Annotated in this window: 19 protein-coding genes; 12 read left to right on the top strand and 7 right to left on the bottom strand. The window is 32.9% G+C overall.

The window, feature by feature from the left end; genetic code table 11:
* Window positions 1–8: 8 nt before the first annotated feature.
* Entirely contained in the window at window positions 9–1265 is a 1257-nt protein-coding gene (locus QZU81_RS04045; protein WP_292827870.1) for a dihydroorotase family protein, read from the bottom strand.
* Between the two features lie 90 nt (window positions 1266–1355).
* Here QZU81_RS04045 and QZU81_RS04040 point away from each other — a divergent pair, with 90 nt between their 5' ends.
* Complete coding sequence (locus tag QZU81_RS04040) at window positions 1356–2456, top strand: nucleotidyltransferase family protein (RefSeq protein ID WP_295589534.1); 1101 nt, start codon at window positions 1356–1358, stop codon at window positions 2454–2456.
* Here QZU81_RS04040 and QZU81_RS04035 read toward each other — a convergent pair.
* Both QZU81_RS04035 and QZU81_RS04030 read right to left on the bottom strand, forming a co-directional pair.
* On the bottom strand, window positions 2434–3504 hold the full coding sequence (locus QZU81_RS04035) for a hypothetical protein (RefSeq protein ID WP_295589533.1): 1071 nt from the start codon (window positions 3502–3504) through the stop codon (window positions 2434–2436). The genes QZU81_RS04040 and QZU81_RS04035 overlap by 23 nt on opposite strands.
* A gap of 77 nt (window positions 3505–3581) precedes the next feature.
* Window positions 3582–3809: a KEOPS complex subunit Pcc1 gene (locus QZU81_RS04030; RefSeq protein WP_295589531.1), complete on the bottom strand. Its 228-nt coding sequence runs from the start codon at window positions 3807–3809 to the stop codon at window positions 3582–3584.
* A gap of 206 nt (window positions 3810–4015) precedes the next feature.
* On the opposite strand from QZU81_RS04030, the gene rplJ reads away from it, so the two are divergent.
* From rplJ to mfnA, 3 genes are all read left to right on the top strand, one after another.
* Window positions 4016–4498, top strand: coding sequence for a 50S ribosomal protein L16 (gene rplJ, locus QZU81_RS04025; protein ID WP_295589530.1), 483 nt, complete (start codon window positions 4016–4018; stop codon window positions 4496–4498).
* A 175-nt stretch (window positions 4499–4673) separates the two neighbouring features.
* On the top strand, window positions 4674–6947 hold the full coding sequence (gene ppsA, locus QZU81_RS04020) for a phosphoenolpyruvate synthase (RefSeq protein WP_295589529.1): 2274 nt from the start codon (window positions 4674–4676) through the stop codon (window positions 6945–6947).
* Between the two features lie 57 nt (window positions 6948–7004).
* Window positions 7005–8162, top strand: coding sequence for a tyrosine decarboxylase MfnA (gene mfnA / locus QZU81_RS04015; RefSeq protein WP_295589527.1), 1158 nt, complete (start codon window positions 7005–7007; stop codon window positions 8160–8162).
* A gap of 3 nt (window positions 8163–8165) precedes the next feature.
* On the opposite strand, the gene QZU81_RS04010 is transcribed toward mfnA, so the two are convergent.
* From QZU81_RS04010 to QZU81_RS03995, 4 genes are all read right to left on the bottom strand, one after another.
* A complete protein-coding gene (locus tag QZU81_RS04010) occupies window positions 8166–8540 on the bottom strand; it encodes a dihydroneopterin aldolase family protein (protein ID WP_292851952.1) in 375 nt (124 codons plus the stop codon).
* A complete protein-coding gene (locus tag QZU81_RS04005; RefSeq protein ID WP_292827895.1) occupies window positions 8540–9262 on the bottom strand; it encodes a class E sortase in 723 nt (240 codons plus the stop codon). The genes QZU81_RS04010 and QZU81_RS04005 overlap by 1 nt, the downstream gene beginning before the upstream one ends.
* Before the next feature lie 36 nt (window positions 9263–9298).
* Entirely contained in the window at window positions 9299–10468 is a 1170-nt protein-coding gene (locus QZU81_RS04000) for a DUF515 domain-containing protein (protein ID WP_295589526.1), read from the bottom strand.
* Between the two features lie 62 nt (window positions 10469–10530).
* Entirely contained in the window at window positions 10531–11226 is a 696-nt protein-coding gene (locus QZU81_RS03995) for an archaetidylserine synthase (RefSeq protein WP_292827901.1), read from the bottom strand.
* Between the two features lie 429 nt (window positions 11227–11655).
* Between QZU81_RS03995 and QZU81_RS03990 the strand changes: the two genes are divergently transcribed.
* The 8 genes from QZU81_RS03990 (at window position 11656) to cofD (ending at window position 17742) form a co-directional block, all read left to right on the top strand.
* Window positions 11656–12294 (top strand): hypothetical protein, encoded by a 639-nt coding sequence (locus QZU81_RS03990; protein WP_292827904.1) that lies wholly within the window; start codon window positions 11656–11658, stop codon window positions 12292–12294.
* Window positions 12295–12296: 2 nt separating this feature from the next.
* Window positions 12297–13370: a rod shape-determining protein gene (locus QZU81_RS03985; RefSeq protein WP_292827907.1), complete on the top strand. Its 1074-nt coding sequence runs from the start codon at window positions 12297–12299 to the stop codon at window positions 13368–13370.
* A gap of 45 nt (window positions 13371–13415) precedes the next feature.
* The gene (rnhB, locus tag QZU81_RS03980) at window positions 13416–14030 is read left to right on the top strand and encodes a ribonuclease HII (RefSeq protein ID WP_292827910.1); all 615 of its coding nucleotides are present in this window, start codon (window positions 13416–13418) and stop codon (window positions 14028–14030) included.
* A gap of 92 nt (window positions 14031–14122) precedes the next feature.
* A complete protein-coding gene (locus QZU81_RS03975; RefSeq protein WP_292827913.1) occupies window positions 14123–14962 on the top strand; it encodes a MotA/TolQ/ExbB proton channel family protein in 840 nt (279 codons plus the stop codon).
* An 8-nt stretch (window positions 14963–14970) separates the two neighbouring features.
* Window positions 14971–15384 carry a biopolymer transporter ExbD gene (locus QZU81_RS03970; protein WP_292827916.1) on the top strand — a complete coding sequence of 138 codons (414 nt, stop codon included), beginning with the start codon at window positions 14971–14973 and terminating at the stop codon, window positions 15382–15384.
* 16 nt (window positions 15385–15400) lie between these two features.
* Window positions 15401–16027: an IMP cyclohydrolase gene (locus QZU81_RS03965; RefSeq protein WP_292827919.1), complete on the top strand. Its 627-nt coding sequence runs from the start codon at window positions 15401–15403 to the stop codon at window positions 16025–16027.
* Between the two features lie 26 nt (window positions 16028–16053).
* The gene (locus tag QZU81_RS03960; protein ID WP_292827921.1) at window positions 16054–16827 is read left to right on the top strand and encodes a coenzyme F420-0:L-glutamate ligase; all 774 of its coding nucleotides are present in this window, start codon (window positions 16054–16056) and stop codon (window positions 16825–16827) included.
* Between the two features lie 9 nt (window positions 16828–16836).
* A complete protein-coding gene (gene cofD / locus QZU81_RS03955; protein ID WP_292827924.1) occupies window positions 16837–17742 on the top strand; it encodes a 2-phospho-L-lactate transferase in 906 nt (301 codons plus the stop codon).
* Window positions 17743–17760: the final 18 nt, after the last annotated feature.

Genomic DNA, 17760 nt, shown 5'->3' with positions numbered 1-17760 from the left:
AAAATTAGTTATAATTTATCCATTACTATTTTTCCATTAACAATTGTCATTATGGCAGTTCCAGTATAATTCCAACCGTCAAATGGTGAGTATTCGGCTTTTGTTTCAAATTCATCAATATTAAATTTACCTTCTCGTTTTAAATCGATTACTGTAAAATCAGCGTCTTTTCCAATGGCTATTTCTCCTTTATTTTCAAGTCCATAGACTTTAGCAGCATTTTCGGAAAAGATTTTTGGGATTATGCTTAAATCAATGTTTCCTTTGTTCACTTCTGTCAACATTAATGGGACTACAGTTTCTAAATTAGGAATTCCTGGTGATGAGCTCCAGACGCCTTTTGTTTTATCTTCAAGGGTATGCGGTGCATGGTCTGTTCCAATAATTGAATTTTCATCCAAATCTTTCACGCTAACACTTTCATTTTTTGGCCTTAGTGGAGGATTTGTTTTTATAAAAGTACCATATACATTGTACGCGCTATTATCGAGCAATAAGTGATGTGGTGTAAATTCCCAGGATACAGGCATGCTTTTGCTTGCATCTTTTGCAAGGTTTAGTGATTTAGCAGAGCTTAAATGGCAAATATGTAATTTCAGATTATTTGCTCTTGCAAGTTCAATTGCTTGTTTGACAGATTCGTCCTCACTTATTGTTGGGCGACCATATGTATAATCAATTGCCTTATTTTCTTTCTTTGCTTTTAATTTGGCGGTTTCACTTTCAACGATGCTCTTTTTTTCGCAGTGTGTTGCTACAAGTCCATTATAATCAGTTGTATCTTTTAATGTGGATAAGTCTTCAAATATTCTCTCTAAATTTTCATCACTTTCCAAATCCATAAATATCTTAAATGATATTGGATTTAATGTAACCATCTTTTCCATCTCTTCAAGTGTATTATGTCCTGCTTGAAGTTCAAAATTAACAACAGACTTATTTTTGGCTATTTGAATCTTTTCCTTAAGTGCTTTATAGGTATTTGTTTTAGGTACTGTATTGGGCATGTCTATTACAGTTGTAAATCCGCCATTTGCAGCACTTAAGCTCCCTGTTTTAAAATCTTCCTTTTGAGTCAGTCCAGGATCTCTAAAATGGATGTGCGGATCGATGAAACCGGGCATTATATAGTTGTTTTTTATATCTATCACGTCATCTCCTTTGATGTGTGTTTTTGAGATGTCGGCTATTTTGCCATCCTCTACTTTAATGTTGTATTCGCCAAGTCTGTCAACCAATCTACAATTTTTTATTACCAAATCCATTGTTAATCTCCGAAGTTTATATTTTCATATTTGTTTTTTGACATTTTTAAATCATAAGTTTTTTTAAATTTAAGGATTATATTTAATCTTATGTCTCAAGTTCCTGAAATTTTAAAGAGAGATATGGAATTATTTTTCAATGATTTGGATGTCGAAAGAAATGTCTCAGATGAGACTTCAGATACAAATTTGATAGCTGATTTTACAGAGTATAATCCTTTACATAATGGTCATTTTCATTGCATGAAAACTGCACAACATATGTTTCCTGAGTCATTATTTGTAGCTGTTGTACCGGGCTTATTTGAAAGAAGTGGTAGGGGTATTCCATATATATTGCCAAGGGAACTTAGGGCAGAAATTGCAATTTCTGTTGGTGCAGACATTGTGGTTGAAGGACCTCCAATGGGAATAATGGGTTCAGGACAATATTCATTATGCCTTTGTAAAATGTTTCAGGCATTGAATACCGATCACATACCTCGAGGCTACAAGCCTATGGAAGGTTATGACGAAATCTTAAAAAGGATCAACATGGGCCATCATATTGCACCAAAACCTTATAAAATCGTTGATAAAACCACTAATGAGATTATTTTAAAGGATAAGCTTGAAGAGGATAATTATGTTATTACCTCATTTTCTAATTCTTTAAGCAAAATAGGCTTTGATTATAAGGATAAGTTTCTCTTTGTTGAGCGTATTGAGGGAGTCAGCGGAACTTTAATTCGAGACAGCATTATGAAAAATAATTTTGATGATGTTTTAGATATGATGCCGCCTATGACTATTGAAGTTTTAAAAAGGGAAATAGAAAACGACTCTATCATTTATGGAATTCGAGATATAGAATCCATATTGGATACTGCAAATAATTTTACTTTTGAAGAATTATCTAATTTAAATCTGTTTAATGATAAATTAGCCAAAAATATTGTGGATAATAGGCCTTACAATACAATTGACAATCTGGAGAAAGCTATTTTGCACGGATTTTCATCACATTTCCACCAAAGGGTGTTAAGCATCTTAGAAAATCCAATTCCTAAAAAAACAATTTCCAGATATATTGATGGGTATCCCTCAAATATTAGAATCTTAGGCTATAAAAATAAAGAGGTTCTGGAAAAATTTATAAAAAAAGTAAATAATGAAAATATTTCATTATTTAATGAGTTAAAATTGCGTTAATAACATTTTGTGGATTTTTAAGAGCAAATAATGCATCCACGAATGTTGGATAGGTTGAGTTTAGTAAGAATATATATACTAAATAGTATAAGACAATTAAAATTACAATAATCAAGATTATTGATAATAATATGTCTAAAATACCCATTGGCTCTTTTTCATCATAATTCAAGTTATGGATACTTTTATCTTCATCCTCTTTATCAGTCATCAATCCCTGTTCTTTCATTATTTCTGCTCTTATTCTAGCTTCCATTTCTTCAGGAGTTTCAATTTTAGGAACTTCTTCCTTGAGTAGTTTTTCTTTAGGAGCTTCTTTTTTAGGAGCTTTTTTCTGAACAGGTGGTTCTTGTTCCACAACTTCTTCTGGTCTAGGAGGGTATTCTCTCCTTGTCAATGAACCGTATTGAGCTTCATCTTTTGCTAATTGCTCTCCTAATGGCACATCAGTTTCATCAAAGTACAAATCATCAAGATATTTTTCATATTTGTCTTCCAATTCTAATCTTGCGCTTGTTGGCTGTGGTTCATAGTCGTGGTCAGGATATATGAAATCATCATTATCAGCTTTTGGTGTTAAAACTTGTTTTTGAAGAACATCCATTTCATTTTGAGCAATTTGCGGATCTTCTTGAGGTTTTTGATATGTCTCAACATCATCCAAATAAGATGATTCAAGACCTCCGGAATATTCTATATTATCTCTGATATTATATGGGGAGTCATCGCTGATTCCTTTTGATTCTTGAGGTGGAACTTCTTGTTGTGCATAAGGTACTTCAAAGTCAATATCCTCATCTTGTGGTTGGTAGATTGTATCTTCTGCAGTTTGCGCATCTAATTTAGCAGGTTCTGTTAATATTGGGGTTTCTTCAATAATCTCTTCTTTTTGAGGGTTATCTTCAATTCCTAAACCTACAATTTTTTCTAAACACTCTTTACAATAAATTTTTCCTGCAATTTCTAAACCACATTCTTTACAAACAGATTTTCCACAAATAGCACAGATGTCTGTACCTTCTCTTTCAGGATGATAATAACATTCCATAAATAACACGCTCTAATGATTTAATTAAACATATTATTTTAATATATCTTTCTATATTTATATAAAACTTGTTATTATTATAAAGTATTTTCAAGTATCTTTTCGACAACAATCTCTGATGCAATTAAGTCATCGGCAGTAGATAAAAAGCTACCTAATGAGTCACTGGTGATTTCATAAATTATCTTATTTTCATTCAATTGGGAGTTAAGATAATTTTTATTATCTATTTCCAGTGAATCATATACTAATTTTGCCGATTTTTGATCTTTATAATTTAAACATATGTTTCCTTTAATTTTCATTGTTTCCCTATTTTTTTATAAATTTTTTTATAAGATATTTTTTCTTAAATTATGGTAACATTTATTAATAACTTAATTAATATATTTAAGTATTCTATCTATTACGATATATAATTTTTATATAGCTATTGTGGAACTTGATTAAATTATAGCTATTTTTAATTAAAACATGTTTATCATGTTATTTTTATTTCGGAGGAATTATTATGGTTCGTGCTTATACAAGAAAAGAGTATATTAGAAAAAACCCAAATTCAAGAGTAGTACAATATGATATGGGTAACTTAAGAGATGAATTCCCAGTATCTGTAAGTTTAGCTGTTAAAAAACCAACCCAAATTAGACACAATTCTTTAGAAGCTGCAAGGATTGCTTCTAACAGATTAATGCAAAGAGCTGCAGGTAGGATGGGTTACCACTTAAAATTAAGAGTATATCCTCACCAAATTGTAAGAGAAAATCCAATGGCAACCGGTGCAGGTGCGGATAGGGTTCAAAGCGGAATGAGAAACGCATTCGGTAAACCTATCAGTGTTGAAGCTGTTGTTAAAAAGAATCAAAGAATTATCACTATCGATTGTCAAGAAAGACACTTTGAACAAGCTAAAATTGCATTGAAAAGAGCAGGCATGAAAATGCCAGTTCCATGTAAAGTTGTCGTTGACAAAGGCGCAGAATTAATTAAATAGATTTTTTAATTAATTTTTACTCTTTTTTTTATATTTTCTATTTTTTTTTATCAAATTCTTTTTTTTATAATTAAATATTTAAACTTTAAAATTCATATTAAAATATAATATTGACTGTAATTTTTCTATTATTAAGTCAATGAATTTATACTTTCAAACCAAGAGGTTATATTTCATGTATGTCGTAAAATTTGAGGATTTAAATAAATCCGATATTGGAATTGCAGGTGGAAAAGGTGCTAATTTGGGTGAATTAACTCAAGCAGGCATTCCAGTACCGCCTGGTTTTGTAGTAACTGCACAAGCTTATGAATATTTTATGGATGAAGCAGGAATTAACGATAAAGTCATGAGCATCCTTGATGCAATTGACATTAACGATACTAAAGCTCTTCAAGCTGCTGCCGAAGAGATTAAAAAAATGATTGTTGAAGCTCCTATTCCAGAAAGTTTAGTTTTATTCATCCGTGAATTTTATAATGAACTTTGTCAAAGAGTTGGCGAAGATGACACTGATGTTGCTATCAGATCATCTGCTACAGCAGAAGACTTGCCTGAAGCATCATTTGCAGGCCAACAAGATACTTTCTTACATGTATCCGGAGATGATGAAGTAATTGAATATATCAGAAAATGTTGGGCTTCCTTATTTGAAGCAAGAGCAATCTTCTACAGGGAAGAAAACAATTTCGAACATTCAAAAGTTTATATTGCAGTAGTTGTACAAAAAATGGCAAATGCTGATAAAGCTGGTGTAATGTTTACTGTAAACCCATCAACTGGTGAAGAAATTGCTTTGATTGAAGGTTCCTGGGGACTTGGTGAAGCAGTTGTATCCGGTGATGTAACTCCAGATAACTATCAAGTTGATAAAAAGAATAATGAAATCGTCAATGTAACAATTAGTGATAAAAAAGTAATGTACACTAATGATGAAAACGGTACTAGTGTAAAAGTCGATGTCCCTGAAGACAAAAGAAATGCAAGAGTATTGTCTGATGAAGAACTCATTGAATTAACTGAAATGGGTAAAAGGGTTCAAGCTCATTATGGCGAACCTATGGATACTGAATGGGCATTTGAAAAAGACATGTTATTCTTATTACAAGCAAGACCAATCACTACCTTAGGAGATGTTGTGGAAGAATCTGAAGGAGAAGCATCTGATTTAGGTGATGTTCTTGTAAGGGGACTTGGTGCAAGTCCTGGAATGGCATCCGGTAAAGTTAAAATCGTTTTAGATATTGATGAGTTAGATAAAATTGAAGATGGTGACATCATGGTTACTACCATGACCACTCCGGACATGGTGCCTGCTATGAGAAGAGCAAGCGGTATCGTGACTGATGAAGGTGGTGTAACTTGCCATGCATCAATTATTTCTCGTGAACTAGGAATTCCTTGTGTTGTAGGTACTGGTGATGCTACAACCACCTTAAAAGAAAATTCCGGTGTTACCTTAGACGGTAAAAAAGGATTGGTATTTGAAGGAATTTCCGAAACTAAAGAAGAAGCTCCTGTCGCTGTTGCAGGTGCAGCAGCTCCAATTATCACTGTTACTGAAGTTAAAGCTAATGTGAGTATGCCTGAAGCAGCAGAAAAAGCTGCAGCAACAGGCGCAGATGGTGTTGGACTTTTAAGAACTGAACATTTAATGTTAACATCTGGTGTTCACCCATACAAATTTATCATGGATGGCAGAGAAGATGAATTAATTGATACAATTGCAGACAATGTTCAAATTGTAGCAGACGCATTCTATCCAAAACCTGTATGGTACAGAACTTTAGATGCTCCAACTGATGAGTTTATTACTTTGGAAGGTGGAGAAAACGAACCTAGAGAACACAATCCAATGCTTGGTTGGAGAGGTATCAGAAGAGAACTTGACCAACCTGAAATCCTTAAATGTGAATTTAAAGCTATTAAAAAATTACATGAAAAAGGATACACTAACATTGGTATTATGATTCCATTATCACAAAGTCCAGAAGAGCTTAAACAAGCAAAAGCACTTTGTTCCGAAATCGGCTTTGAACCACATAAAGATGTCGACTTCGGTATGATGGTTGAAATTCCGGCAGCTGCAATAATGATTGATGAATATATCAAAGTTGGAATAGACTTTGTAAGTTTAGGAACCAACGACCTAACCCAATACACACTTGCAGTTGACAGAAACAATGAGTTTGTAGCAAAACACTACACAGAAGAACACCCTGCAGTAATGAAATTAATTGAAAGAACAATTAGAAAATGTGCTGAAGCTGGTGTTAAATGTAGTATTTGTGGTCAAGCAGGTAGTGTACCTCACATTGTTGAAAAACTTGTTGCATTTGGAATTTCAAGTGTTTCTTCAAATACAGATGCTATTGCTGACGTTAGAAAAACTGTCGCTAGAGCTGAACAAAAAATTATTCTTGACGCTGCCCGTAAACGTTTAGAATAATCTTTTTATTTCTTTTTTTTATTTTTATTTTAAAAATCATGTTAATTAGGTTATTTTATGGACGAAAAACCAATAGATAAAGATATTATTTTAAATGAATTGTTAGAATTTCATAAATTAGATTATGATTATGCTGATGGTAGAATTTTAGGTTCAATGTGTACCGAAGCACACCCATTTGCAAAAGAGGTTTTTTGCAGATTTTTAGACACTAATTTAGGTGATCCTGGGCTCTTTAAAGGTACAAAGCAAATTGAAAATGAAGTCATTAAATCTATTGGGGAATTGCTGTCTATTGATGAGCCTTATGGTCATATTGTAACTGGGGGTACTGAAGCTAATTTAATGGCCATCAGAGCCGCCAGAAATCATGCAAGAAAATATAAAGGAATCGTTGATGGCGAAATTATTATTCCTGCTTCCGCTCATTTTTCATTTAAAAAAGCTGCAGACATGCTGAATTTAAACATTGTCGAAGCGGGACTTGACGATAATTATAAAATTGATGTAGATTCTGTCAAAAGTTTAATTTCCGATAAGACTGTTGCTATTGTGGCTATAGCAGGAACAACTGAATTGGGTTTAATTGATCCGATTGAAGAAATTTCTAAAATAGCTTTTGAAAATAATATTTATTTCCATGTTGATGCTGCTTTTGGAGGATTTTCAATTCCTTTCTTAAGGGATTTAGGTTATGATTTGCCTGTTTTTGATTTTTCCCTGCCGGGAGTATGTTCCATAACTGTCGACCCTCATAAAATGGGTTTGGCGCCGATACCTGCAGGTGGAATTCTTTTTAGAGAGGAAGAATATTTGGAAGTCATGGCTGTGGATTCCCCCTATTTGACTGTCAAAACTCAGTCAACAATTGTTGGAACTCGTTTAGGTGCATCTTCTGCCGCTACTTATGCCGTCATGAAATATTTTGGAAAAGAAGGCTATTCTAAATTAGCAAATGAAATGATGGAAAATACTCAGTTTTTAAAAGAAGGTTTGAAAGAATTGGGATATGATGTGGTTTGTGAACCTGAATTGAATATTGTTGCATTCAATCATCCAGATGTCGAAACAAATTTGATTGCTCAAAAATTAGAAAAATTGGGATGGAAAGTTTCTGTTGCTAAGTGTCCTGTAGCAATCAGAATAGTTTTAATGAATCATATTAAAAAAAATCATTTAAAAGAATTGTTAGAAGATTTAAAAGAAATATATTAACTTTTAATCTTCTATGATATCTTCAACATACATTAAAGGATAATTGAGTTCTTCTATGAATTCAATTCTTATTATCGCTTTAACATTGTCTACTTTTGTATGAATTTTAACATCCAACATGTCTCCACTAAGGGAAGTATAGTCGAATTCAGTCATTGATTCCTCAAGTTTGTCAAATCTAATTTCGACTTCCACGTCCTCAATTGCAGGCTGTAATTTTAGGGATTCCTCCATGCTTGTCTCTAAGCTTTTTTTAGTATCCTTATTTACAGGTGTACCTACAAATTGATGGAATAAGGCACCCATACTGATAGCACCTTCAAATATGGCTCTTTCTCTAGTTGTTATGTTAGAAAAGTATTCTTTATCCACGTCCATCATAGTCCCCCATTTAAAAAGTTTATTTTGTCATATATCAATTCGGACGGAATCGGATTTATGCAGAAATAGAATAGAACAGCTGAAACGATTAACACGGTAGCGATTATGTATATCCTATCATCTTTTGGGAATAGGAAACTGGCTCCAAGTCCCAATATTAGGAATGCTGCGGATATTATTAAAGCAAATGATTCTTGAGGATTGTCTTTAATGATTTCGTTATTAATTGCGCTTTGATTTTTTATTTCACCTTGCACAATTAGCCTGTTTGCAGTTGATCCAATTGGGTCGCAAGTAACCAGATACAAAGTGTCGTCACCCTTAAAGTTTTCAGGAGAATATGTTGCCGGAACGATGCTTGAATTTGTAACAGTATAGTTTATCTCACCAATTCCAGGCCATTCTAATAATAAGAAATCTCCTTTGGATAGTTCATTTAACCTTAAGAATGGTGAACCCTGCAGTGTTCTATGGCCATATAAAACAATCGGGTCTTTGGTCGGAATATTTTCTCCAGGATCACTTAAAACACCTTGGTTTAATGATACATTGTTAATTTTTTCATTAACTCCAATGCTAGGTATGACAATTGCCGGAGATTCAATATTTCTCTCTACAACAATTTTGGATGAGAAATAATTAACCTCCCCCATTGCATATAAACCGATTATTAATATACAAATAATAATAATTATTGTTGAAATGCTTGGTTTATTCATAATATCACTTTTGTCAAACATCATATAATACTTTTCTTAATTGTTGTAAGTCGAACTTATTTCCGCCACCATCCACTCAGGAGCTTGTGAAGTGGGTATGGTCAACATTATATTGTCCATATTATTTATGACATAATTCACTTTATCCTGTGGTGTTTCAATCAAAAGCATATATTGTGCGTTTAAATCGCCTAAATTTATTTGCCTTTCATAATTTGATAATTTGATTCCATAATCTTTAAGCATTTCAAGTGTTTCTTTCTCATCATAACCCTTCACGATGGATCCTTTCAATAATTCCAAAACGTCTGATGAAAATGTTTTTGTATTTTCATGGGGATTCGTATTGTTGCCCTTAACAATCATATTTGATTTGGAATATTCTGAATCGATTTCACCGTTATCCTCATATCTCATTATTGCTAAAACGGTGCATCCGCTTATATCAGGGGTTGTCTTATTTTGAACGTAACTTTCATTTGCATAGGTGTTATTTGTATAGATGTCCACAACGCTGCCAACATTTACAAGTCCCGCGCCGGCCTGAAGCCTTGAAATTAGAATAGGCACTGATACAGTATTCGGCTCTTCAAATTTGATTTGGGATAAAACATCTGCGGAATTTTCATTAACTATTTTCATAGCGTCATACATGGGCAAAATCACATTTTTGCTTTCATTCGAATAGACGGCCATTGTTCTATTGTACTTGTCACAGTTGGCATTGATAGTTTTTTTATGGTATGATTTCCAGTCTTTTGTTGCAGGAGTCATGATATTTATCTGCTCGACCTGTTCGGGACTTCCAGCATCTTTAATCTGATTTTCTAATAAAAAAGCGTTTGGGGAAGTTGTTAGTGCGCCACAGTATAAATCATGTAATTCATTTAATTTTGTTGTCTTTGCAAGTTCCAACTCTTCTTGAGAAGGTTCATAAATTATGAAGTAGTAAGCCGAGATGATTAGTGTGGCCAATATTAGGGTTGTAATTATCATGCCGATTTTTTTCTTTTTTTCACTATCAGTTATTTCAACGGAATTCGGTGTTAAGTAAACTCCAATCTTATGATTAAGTTTTTTCAGTGGTGTTAATTCGTCATCTTTTTCATTTGGTTTTGGATAATTATTCGGGATCTGCTTTTTTAACTCCCTTGCCTCCTCAAAACCTTTAGGATATAATGGATCTCTTGGTTTTTTATTATTCATTATTATACTCCTATATTTTTATATTTTAGATGGATAATTTAATTAATAGGAGTAATAACTTCTCATTTCTTAATTAAATTAATTATTAGGTAGTATAAGCAGAATAATAGCAATAGCATTGCCGGAATGTTGATGCTGAATAATGCGATTTTTATAGGCAGCATTAATAAAATGATTAATACGCATGATATGGCAATTAATGGAATGTTGTCGAATTTCGGATATCTGATATTACTTATCATTATTAATGAAACAATGGTAGCCAATATTAATGCGATATACGGGTGGAATAATCCGCTAAGATAATATGAAGCAATAATCAATGAGATTCCAGGAATTGGAAATCCAATGAAATCTTGGGTTTTGATTTTTCCTGCAATTACATTGTATCTTGTTAATCTTAAGACTCCACATGCAACGATTAATAAGCTTACAAGTATTACTATTATTTGAAAAATGCCTGGGGTGGTGTTAATGCAACAATAAAGGAATGTTGCCGGTGCAACTCCAAATGAAACAATGTCTGATAATGAATCAATATTTTTCCCAAAACCTAATTCATCTTGCCTATTTGTTTTACGTGCTACCCAACCATCTGATGAGTCGAACATGATTGCAATCATCATAAAGATTGCAGCTATCCTAAATTCTTGGTTAATTGAGAATATGACGGATAGGAATCCTGATGCCATATTTAATAGGGATATGATATCTGATATTGCAATGAAATTTTTCATGTTTGTTTCTTCAATTTCCATATTCAAACTCCAGTAATACTTTTCATTTCATCTTTTATTAATTTTATCTTGTATTTCGCTTTATTTTTATGTATATATCTATTTAATAGTTAATAAGTGTTATTTTTATTTAATCTAATAAATTATTTTATTTTTCAAGTATTTACTTATATTGTATTTTATGTTTTTTGAATGGATAATTGTTTTGCTTTAATATTCATTTTTAATTATTTTTTTAGCATATTTTTAAAATTATGACTCTAAAAGATAAAATATATATAATAATATTTTAAATAAATATTAATTGTTAGACTCTAAATGAGGCTTTAAATTTCTTAATTTAAAAAGGTTGAACGGACTATTCATTTGGTTAAAGTCAATTTTTTTTAAAAAGAAAAATTTCCTTGTTTGAGTTAATAAGTTTAAATTAATATTGATGCGAGTAGTTAAATGATAGAGGATAATATACGTGTTCTTAGACAGGCTGCAAAGGTTTCATCAAATTCAGGTTATAAGATTGAAAAAACTTGGTGTGTTATTGCAGGAAATGCTGATTTAGTTGATGAAATGGCATATAAGGCTATTGCATCCAATCATAGCGTTAAAATCTTGTTTAGGGAACATGTAATATTGAATGATGGAAACATCGATAAGAAATTCGATTTCATTATGCTTTATGGCAATTCTATCATCATTGATGAATATAAAAGAATTGTTGGTCAATGTGGTGGAGCTTATGTTAGGATTTCACGCAAATACCTGTCAGAGGAGCCAAATTTAATGGTTTTGATAGCTCCGCAAGATACAATTAAAGACACAGTATCCATCATTGAAAAGTCAAAGATTCCATTTGCAATTTTACAGGATTCTCAGACTACTGGTTTCATCGATGTTGATTTTAGCAGTGAAGTCAAACTTCCGAATTTTATCAAGTCTGCATTAAAACCATTTTACAATGCAAATGAAGTTGTTTTATCAACTATTTTGATTTCAGTTGATGATGATGACAACGTTGAAAAAGTTCAGAGTATAGCTACATCTAACAGAATTTTCGTTATAGATTTTAAAGATATTGTAACGGAGGACTAATCATGAATATTTTTGGAAAAGAAGAGGAAGAACCACAAGTTAATGACACCAAAGTTATTAGCAATAGTTTAGGAATTGATTTAGGAACTTTAAACACTGTAATTGCAAAACCTTCAGGTGATAAATTTGATTTATACCAAATTCCATCTGTTGTTGCAGTTAAAAAAGATGACCCTTCAGAAGTTTTAGCTGTAGGTGAAGAAGCTAAAAGAATGCTTGGAAGAACTCCGGAAGATATTCTTGCAGTAAGACCTTTGAAAAAAGGGGTTATTGAAAATGTTGTTCAAGCACAAGCTCTTTTAATTAAGGCAATGCAAATTGGTATTAATGAAGGGGAAAGTGTTGGAAGAATCGTTATCGGCATTCCTGGTGATGCTTCTGAAGTAGAAAAAAATGCTGCTGAAGAGATTGGCAGGAAAGCAGGTGCTCAAAATATTTTAGTTATCAGTGAAGGACTGGCAGCTGCTATAGGTGCAGGTTTGCCTATTGCTGAACCGAATGGAACTATGGTTGTGGATATTGGTGCTGGATCAACTGATATTGTAATTATTTCTCTTGGAGGCATTAACGATATTGAAACTGTTAGATGTGGTGGAGACGATATAGATAATAAAATCGTTGAACTTGTAGCTGAGAGATATGATGTAGCTATTGGTATTCATGATGCTGAATCCGCAAAAATTGAAGTGGGTATGGTCCATTGTTCTGAACAAATTGAAAATTTAAGTGTCGAAGTAATCGGTAAATCTTTAGAAACTAATAGGCCTAAAAAAGTTGTAATTGATTCAATGCTCGTTGCAGATGCTGTTGAACCATTCATGCAACAAATCGTTGGTGGATTAAATGTAATCTTAGAAAGATTATCTCCAGAATTAATGATGGGTGTTTACAATAATTCCGTTGCTGTTGGTGGAAGTTCAAGACTTCGTGGTGTAAAAGAAAGAATATTTGACGAAATTTCTATTCCTATTGAAATTTCTGATGATCCTATGACTGTTGTTGCAAAAGGAACTGCAATTGTTGCAGCTGAACCTCTTGCATTAGAACCTGAAGTTCGTCTTAGAGCTATGAAATAAATATTTTTATTTATTTCTTTTTTTACTTTTTTTTAACTGATTTTTATGGATATATTAGGTATTGATGAAGCGGGTAGAGGGTCTGTTTTAGGACCTATGGTTATTGCAGGTGTTGTTGTTCCTGAAAAGATGGAAAAAGTTCTCGAAAGAATGGGTGTTAAGGATTCTAAAAGACTTGTTCCGAATAGACGTACTATTTTATCTAGAAAATTGAAAAAGATGTTTCCACATGAAATGGTTGTGATATCAGCTCGTGAAATTGACGATTTAAGAGCCAGTGGCGTAAATCTTAATGAAATAGAAAAAAATGCTATGGAAAGCATTCTTTTAAAATTGGAATTCGATAAAGCGATTGTTGACGCAGTGGATGTTAAAGCTGAACGTTTTCAAGAGAATTTGCGTATTGATACTGGTCTTAATGTATTTGCCGAACATAAGGCTGATGATAAGTATATTGAAGTCAGTGCAGCTTCTATAATTGCTAAAGCAGCTAGGGATGAATACATTAAGGATATTAATAAAGATTACATAAAATCTGGGGGTATTGGTTCAGGTTATCCTTCAGATCCAAAAACTAAAGATTTTTTATCAAAGTATACTTATGATGAGATGCCGGAGTTTGTTAGAAAATCTTGGGCTACAGTTGCTAAAATGAAATAATGCCTCTTTTATTTTAAATAATATTTAAGTATAGGAATTAATAAAGTATTTTTATAAATAATTTTCAATTTAATTTTTTATAGAGGATGAAAATGATTATTGAGTATATTATGCCTTTTATTGATGGGATGATGGATATTTTCACACAAGGTGGAATTATTACCTACATAATTCTTTTTGTTGGAATTTATGGTCTCATTATTGCATTGAGAAAGATTGCATATCTTAAAAAAATTAGTAAAGTAGATACAACTGAAATTTTTGGAGTTGTAACTGCCTCTATGGAAAGAGGTGGAGCTGTAGAAGCTTTAAAACAAATTAATGGTTTTAAAAATCCTATTTCCAGAATTATTTCTGAAACTTTAAAAATTGGTTATAAAAACAAAACTGAAGTTGAAGAAAGTATGGAGCAAATTTTCATTGTTGAAGTTGGAAAAATGACCAAAGGGTTAAGTACAATCAAAACACTTACAGAATTGGCTCCATTTTTGGGTTTGATAGGTACAGTTATTGGTATTTGGATGACATTCAAATCATTAGGCGTTCATCCTGATTCTGCTGCAATGGCAGAAGGTATTTATGTAGCTTTAACCACTACAATTATGGGTCTTTTGGTAGCTATTGTGCTATTGCCTCTTCATACTTATATTCAGGGGTTAATTGAAGCAGAAATGGATAAAATTGAATTAGCTACAAAAATGACAAACTGGGGATACGCCGTTGTTAAAGTCAGAGTCGATTCTAATGTTGAATGTGCACTTGAAGCTTTACAAGAAGCGGAAGGTGTTGTTAATACAAGATTGATTTCTGATCCATATGCTAATATCAAGGTTTCCTTTAAACCTAGTATGTTGGATAAGAGTATTTCCAATATCATATTGGAAAAATGTAATGTTAATGCTGAAATTACTGAAAGTAAGCTAAAACAATAGGTGAAATTATGGCTATTGATGTTGGACGACATAAAAAGAGGATTTCGGACAGTAAACCGAGTATTAATTTAGTCCCGTTCATTGATATTCTTTTCACTATTATGATATTTTTGGTTGTAACTAGTAATTTTTCAGCTACTGATGTTCAAACGGATGATGCTGATGTTGTAGAAGATGCGAGTGGAAAACCTAATGTCACTGATGTTTCTGGTGATGCCGAATATTATGTTATGCCTGTAGCTAATTTGCATAAAGTTACAGTTAATGGTCAGGACCGCTCGGATGCAATAGCGGGAAGCGCAGTTGGAGTTCAGGCAAGAGTAATTGATGAAGGTCAAGTTACAATCAAGCCTGGTGAAATCGTTATTACAACTCCTCCTGGAATTTCTGTTGATATGGCTGTTCAACGTCCGGAACTTTAAAATTTGGGGAATGAAAATGTATACTGGGAGAATTTTATCAGCAGGTATGAATGATGACGGCAAACCTTTTGTGGCATACAGAGTATCAAGCAGGTCATTTCCAAATAGGAAATGTTTGAAATATGATGACCGTGCAGCTGTTGTTCCAATCGAAGGTTTTGAAAAAGATATCTATAAGAACGCTTATATTTCCTACAATTCCATTAAAATTGTAGATGATAAAATCGTTGTTTCCAATGGTTCTCAAACAGATGTTATAGCAGATAAAATCGGTGTTGGGATGAATATGAGGGATGCACTTGCATATTCATTGCTTACTATGGATTACGAAAAGGATGATTATAATACTCCAAGAATTGCCGCTGCTGTTACATCAACAGACAAAGAGGATGAATATGAGTGTTATATAGGCATTGTTAATGATAACAAGATATTGGTCGAGAAAGTTCCATATGGTGAAGCAGCATTCATTTCAACATATGGCAGTCAAGTACCTGACAAAGTTGATTTTGAAGCTAAAACTTCTGAAGGTGCTGCAAAATATATTTTTGATGAAGGTACTTTTGCAAATTATGAAAAACCGGTCACATCATGTGCTGCGATTTTTGATGGAGAATGGACTATTGATGTCTATAATCCATAACTTTTCTTTTTTTTTAATTTTTTTAGATGATTATTATGAGTATTGAATTATTTGGTTTAGAGGATATTCCTATTGTTGATGGCAATAGTGACATTTCAAAAATTATTAAAGATGCAATTGTAAAACAAGGCTGCGGACTCAATCACGGAGATATAATATTAATTGCAGAGACTTTAATTTCAAAAGCTGAAGAAAATTTCATAAGGTTGGATGAGTTGACACCATCCGAACAGGCTATTGAATTAGCAAAGCAATCAAAAAAGGATCCTAAATTGGTTGAAGCAATCATCCAGCAATCCAATGAAATTGTTGAGGTTGGTCCGAATTTCATAATAACTGAAACAATTCACGGCTTTGTTTGTGCTAATGCAGGTATTGATGAATCAAATGTTGGTGAAGGTTTGGCCACTCCAATGCCGGAAAATGCTGATAAGTCTGCTTTTGAGGTTCGCAAGTTCTTAGAAAATGAATTTGACCAAGAAATTGCAGTAATTATAACAGATACTCAGGGCAGGGCTTTTAGATTTGGTGCTATAGGCACTGCAATTGGATGCTCTGGAATTTCACCAATCTGGAGAAGAGTTGGTGAAAAGGATTTATATGGCAGAGAACTTGAAACTACTGAAATTGCTACTTGTGATGAATTGGCTTCAGCAGCATCTCTTATAATGGGTCAGGCTGATGAAGGACTTCCTGTTGTCATCATACGCGGTTTTGACAGTTTTGACAAGTTAAGGAATGAAGATTCAAATATTAAACCTGTTCTCATGCCAAGGGAATTTGATGTATTTAGAAAATAAGTGATTTTTATGATTACCGTTTTATCTGGTGGTACTGGCACTCCAAAATTACTGCAGGGATTGAAGGAAGTTGTAGATCCAAGTGATTTGACAATTATAGTCAACACTTTGGAAAATGACTATTTTTCAGGTGTCTATGTTTCAGCGGATATTGATACTGTACTGTATACAATGTCAGACATGATTAATGATGAATTGTGGTATGGAGTTAAGAATGATACTTTCATTACTCATGAGAGGCTTGAAGAAATAGGATGTGGCGAATTACTTAGAATAGGCGACATTGACCGTGCTACTAAAATACAAAAAACTCAATTGATGGAAAAATACGGTCTGTGTAAGGCTTGCGAAATTCAAGCGAAGAATATGGGCATTTCCTCTCGCATTATTCCGATGAGTGAGGAGGATTCTGAAATAAAAATAATCACTGACATTGGCGAGTTGGAATTCCATGATTTCTTAATCAAACATCAATCCGCTCCTGAAGTTTTGGATTTAAAGTTTTCCAAAGTGAATCCTGCGGAAGGCATTATTGATTCCATTAAAAATTCTCAGGCAGTAATTATCGGCCCATCAAATCCAATAACTTCAATTTCACCAATATTATCATTAGATGGTGTTCGTGATGCTTTAAAAGATGCTTATGTGATTGCAGTATCTCCTATTATTGGTTCTGACTCTGTTTCAGGTCCGGCCAGTAAATTCATGAAAGCATTAGATATTGAAGTTTCATCTGTTGGAGTTGCATCATTATATGATGACTTTTTAGATGTGATGGTAATCGACAATAAAGATGAAGACAAAAAAATTAAGGTAAACCAAATAATTAATAAGGTAATAGTTACAAATACAATAATGAATAATTTAGATGCTAAAATAAATTTGGCTGAAATTATTATTGATAGTATTCCTTAATAAGGAAAAGGCGGTTAT

It is taken from the genome of uncultured Methanobrevibacter sp., assembly GCF_902770715.1.
GTDB lineage: Archaea > Methanobacteriota > Methanobacteria > Methanobacteriales > Methanobacteriaceae > Methanocatella.
Note: the sequence above shows the minus strand (reverse complement) of the source record. Positions and strands in the feature narration are given on the sequence as shown.

Coding starts and splice junctions, on each gene's coding strand:
- QZU81_RS03970 (WP_292827916.1), top strand. CDS start 14,971: ATGGCTATTGATGTTGGACGACATAAAAAGAGGATTTCGGACAGTAAA.
- mfnA (WP_295589527.1), top strand. CDS start 7,005: ATGGACGAAAAACCAATAGATAAAGATATTATTTTAAATGAATTGTTA.
- QZU81_RS03995 (WP_292827901.1), bottom strand. CDS start 11,226: ATGGAAATTGAAGAAACAAACATGAAAAATTTCATTGCAATATCAGAT.
- QZU81_RS04000 (WP_295589526.1), bottom strand. CDS start 10,468: ATGAATAATAAAAAACCAAGAGATCCATTATATCCTAAAGGTTTTGAG.
- rnhB (WP_292827910.1), top strand. CDS start 13,416: ATGGATATATTAGGTATTGATGAAGCGGGTAGAGGGTCTGTTTTAGGA.
- QZU81_RS04035 (WP_295589533.1), bottom strand. CDS start 3,504: ATGGAATGTTATTATCATCCTGAAAGAGAAGGTACAGACATCTGTGCT.
- QZU81_RS03985 (WP_292827907.1), top strand. CDS start 12,297: ATGAATATTTTTGGAAAAGAAGAGGAAGAACCACAAGTTAATGACACC.
- QZU81_RS03990 (WP_292827904.1), top strand. CDS start 11,656: ATGATAGAGGATAATATACGTGTTCTTAGACAGGCTGCAAAGGTTTCA.
- QZU81_RS03965 (WP_292827919.1), top strand. CDS start 15,401: ATGTATACTGGGAGAATTTTATCAGCAGGTATGAATGATGACGGCAAA.
- QZU81_RS04010 (WP_292851952.1), bottom strand. CDS start 8,540: ATGGACGTGGATAAAGAATACTTTTCTAACATAACAACTAGAGAAAGA.
- QZU81_RS03975 (WP_292827913.1), top strand. CDS start 14,123: ATGATTATTGAGTATATTATGCCTTTTATTGATGGGATGATGGATATT.
- QZU81_RS04005 (WP_292827895.1), bottom strand. CDS start 9,262: ATGAATAAACCAAGCATTTCAACAATAATTATTATTATTTGTATATTA.
- QZU81_RS03960 (WP_292827921.1), top strand. CDS start 16,054: ATGATTATTATGAGTATTGAATTATTTGGTTTAGAGGATATTCCTATT.
- QZU81_RS04040 (WP_295589534.1), top strand. CDS start 1,356: ATGTCTCAAGTTCCTGAAATTTTAAAGAGAGATATGGAATTATTTTTC.
- QZU81_RS04045 (WP_292827870.1), bottom strand. CDS start 1,265: ATGGATTTGGTAATAAAAAATTGTAGATTGGTTGACAGACTTGGCGAA.
- QZU81_RS04030 (WP_295589531.1), bottom strand. CDS start 3,809: ATGAAAATTAAAGGAAACATATGTTTAAATTATAAAGATCAAAAATCG.
- cofD (WP_292827924.1), top strand. CDS start 16,837: ATGATTACCGTTTTATCTGGTGGTACTGGCACTCCAAAATTACTGCAG.
- ppsA (WP_295589529.1), top strand. CDS start 4,674: ATGTATGTCGTAAAATTTGAGGATTTAAATAAATCCGATATTGGAATT.
- rplJ (WP_295589530.1), top strand. CDS start 4,016: ATGGTTCGTGCTTATACAAGAAAAGAGTATATTAGAAAAAACCCAAAT.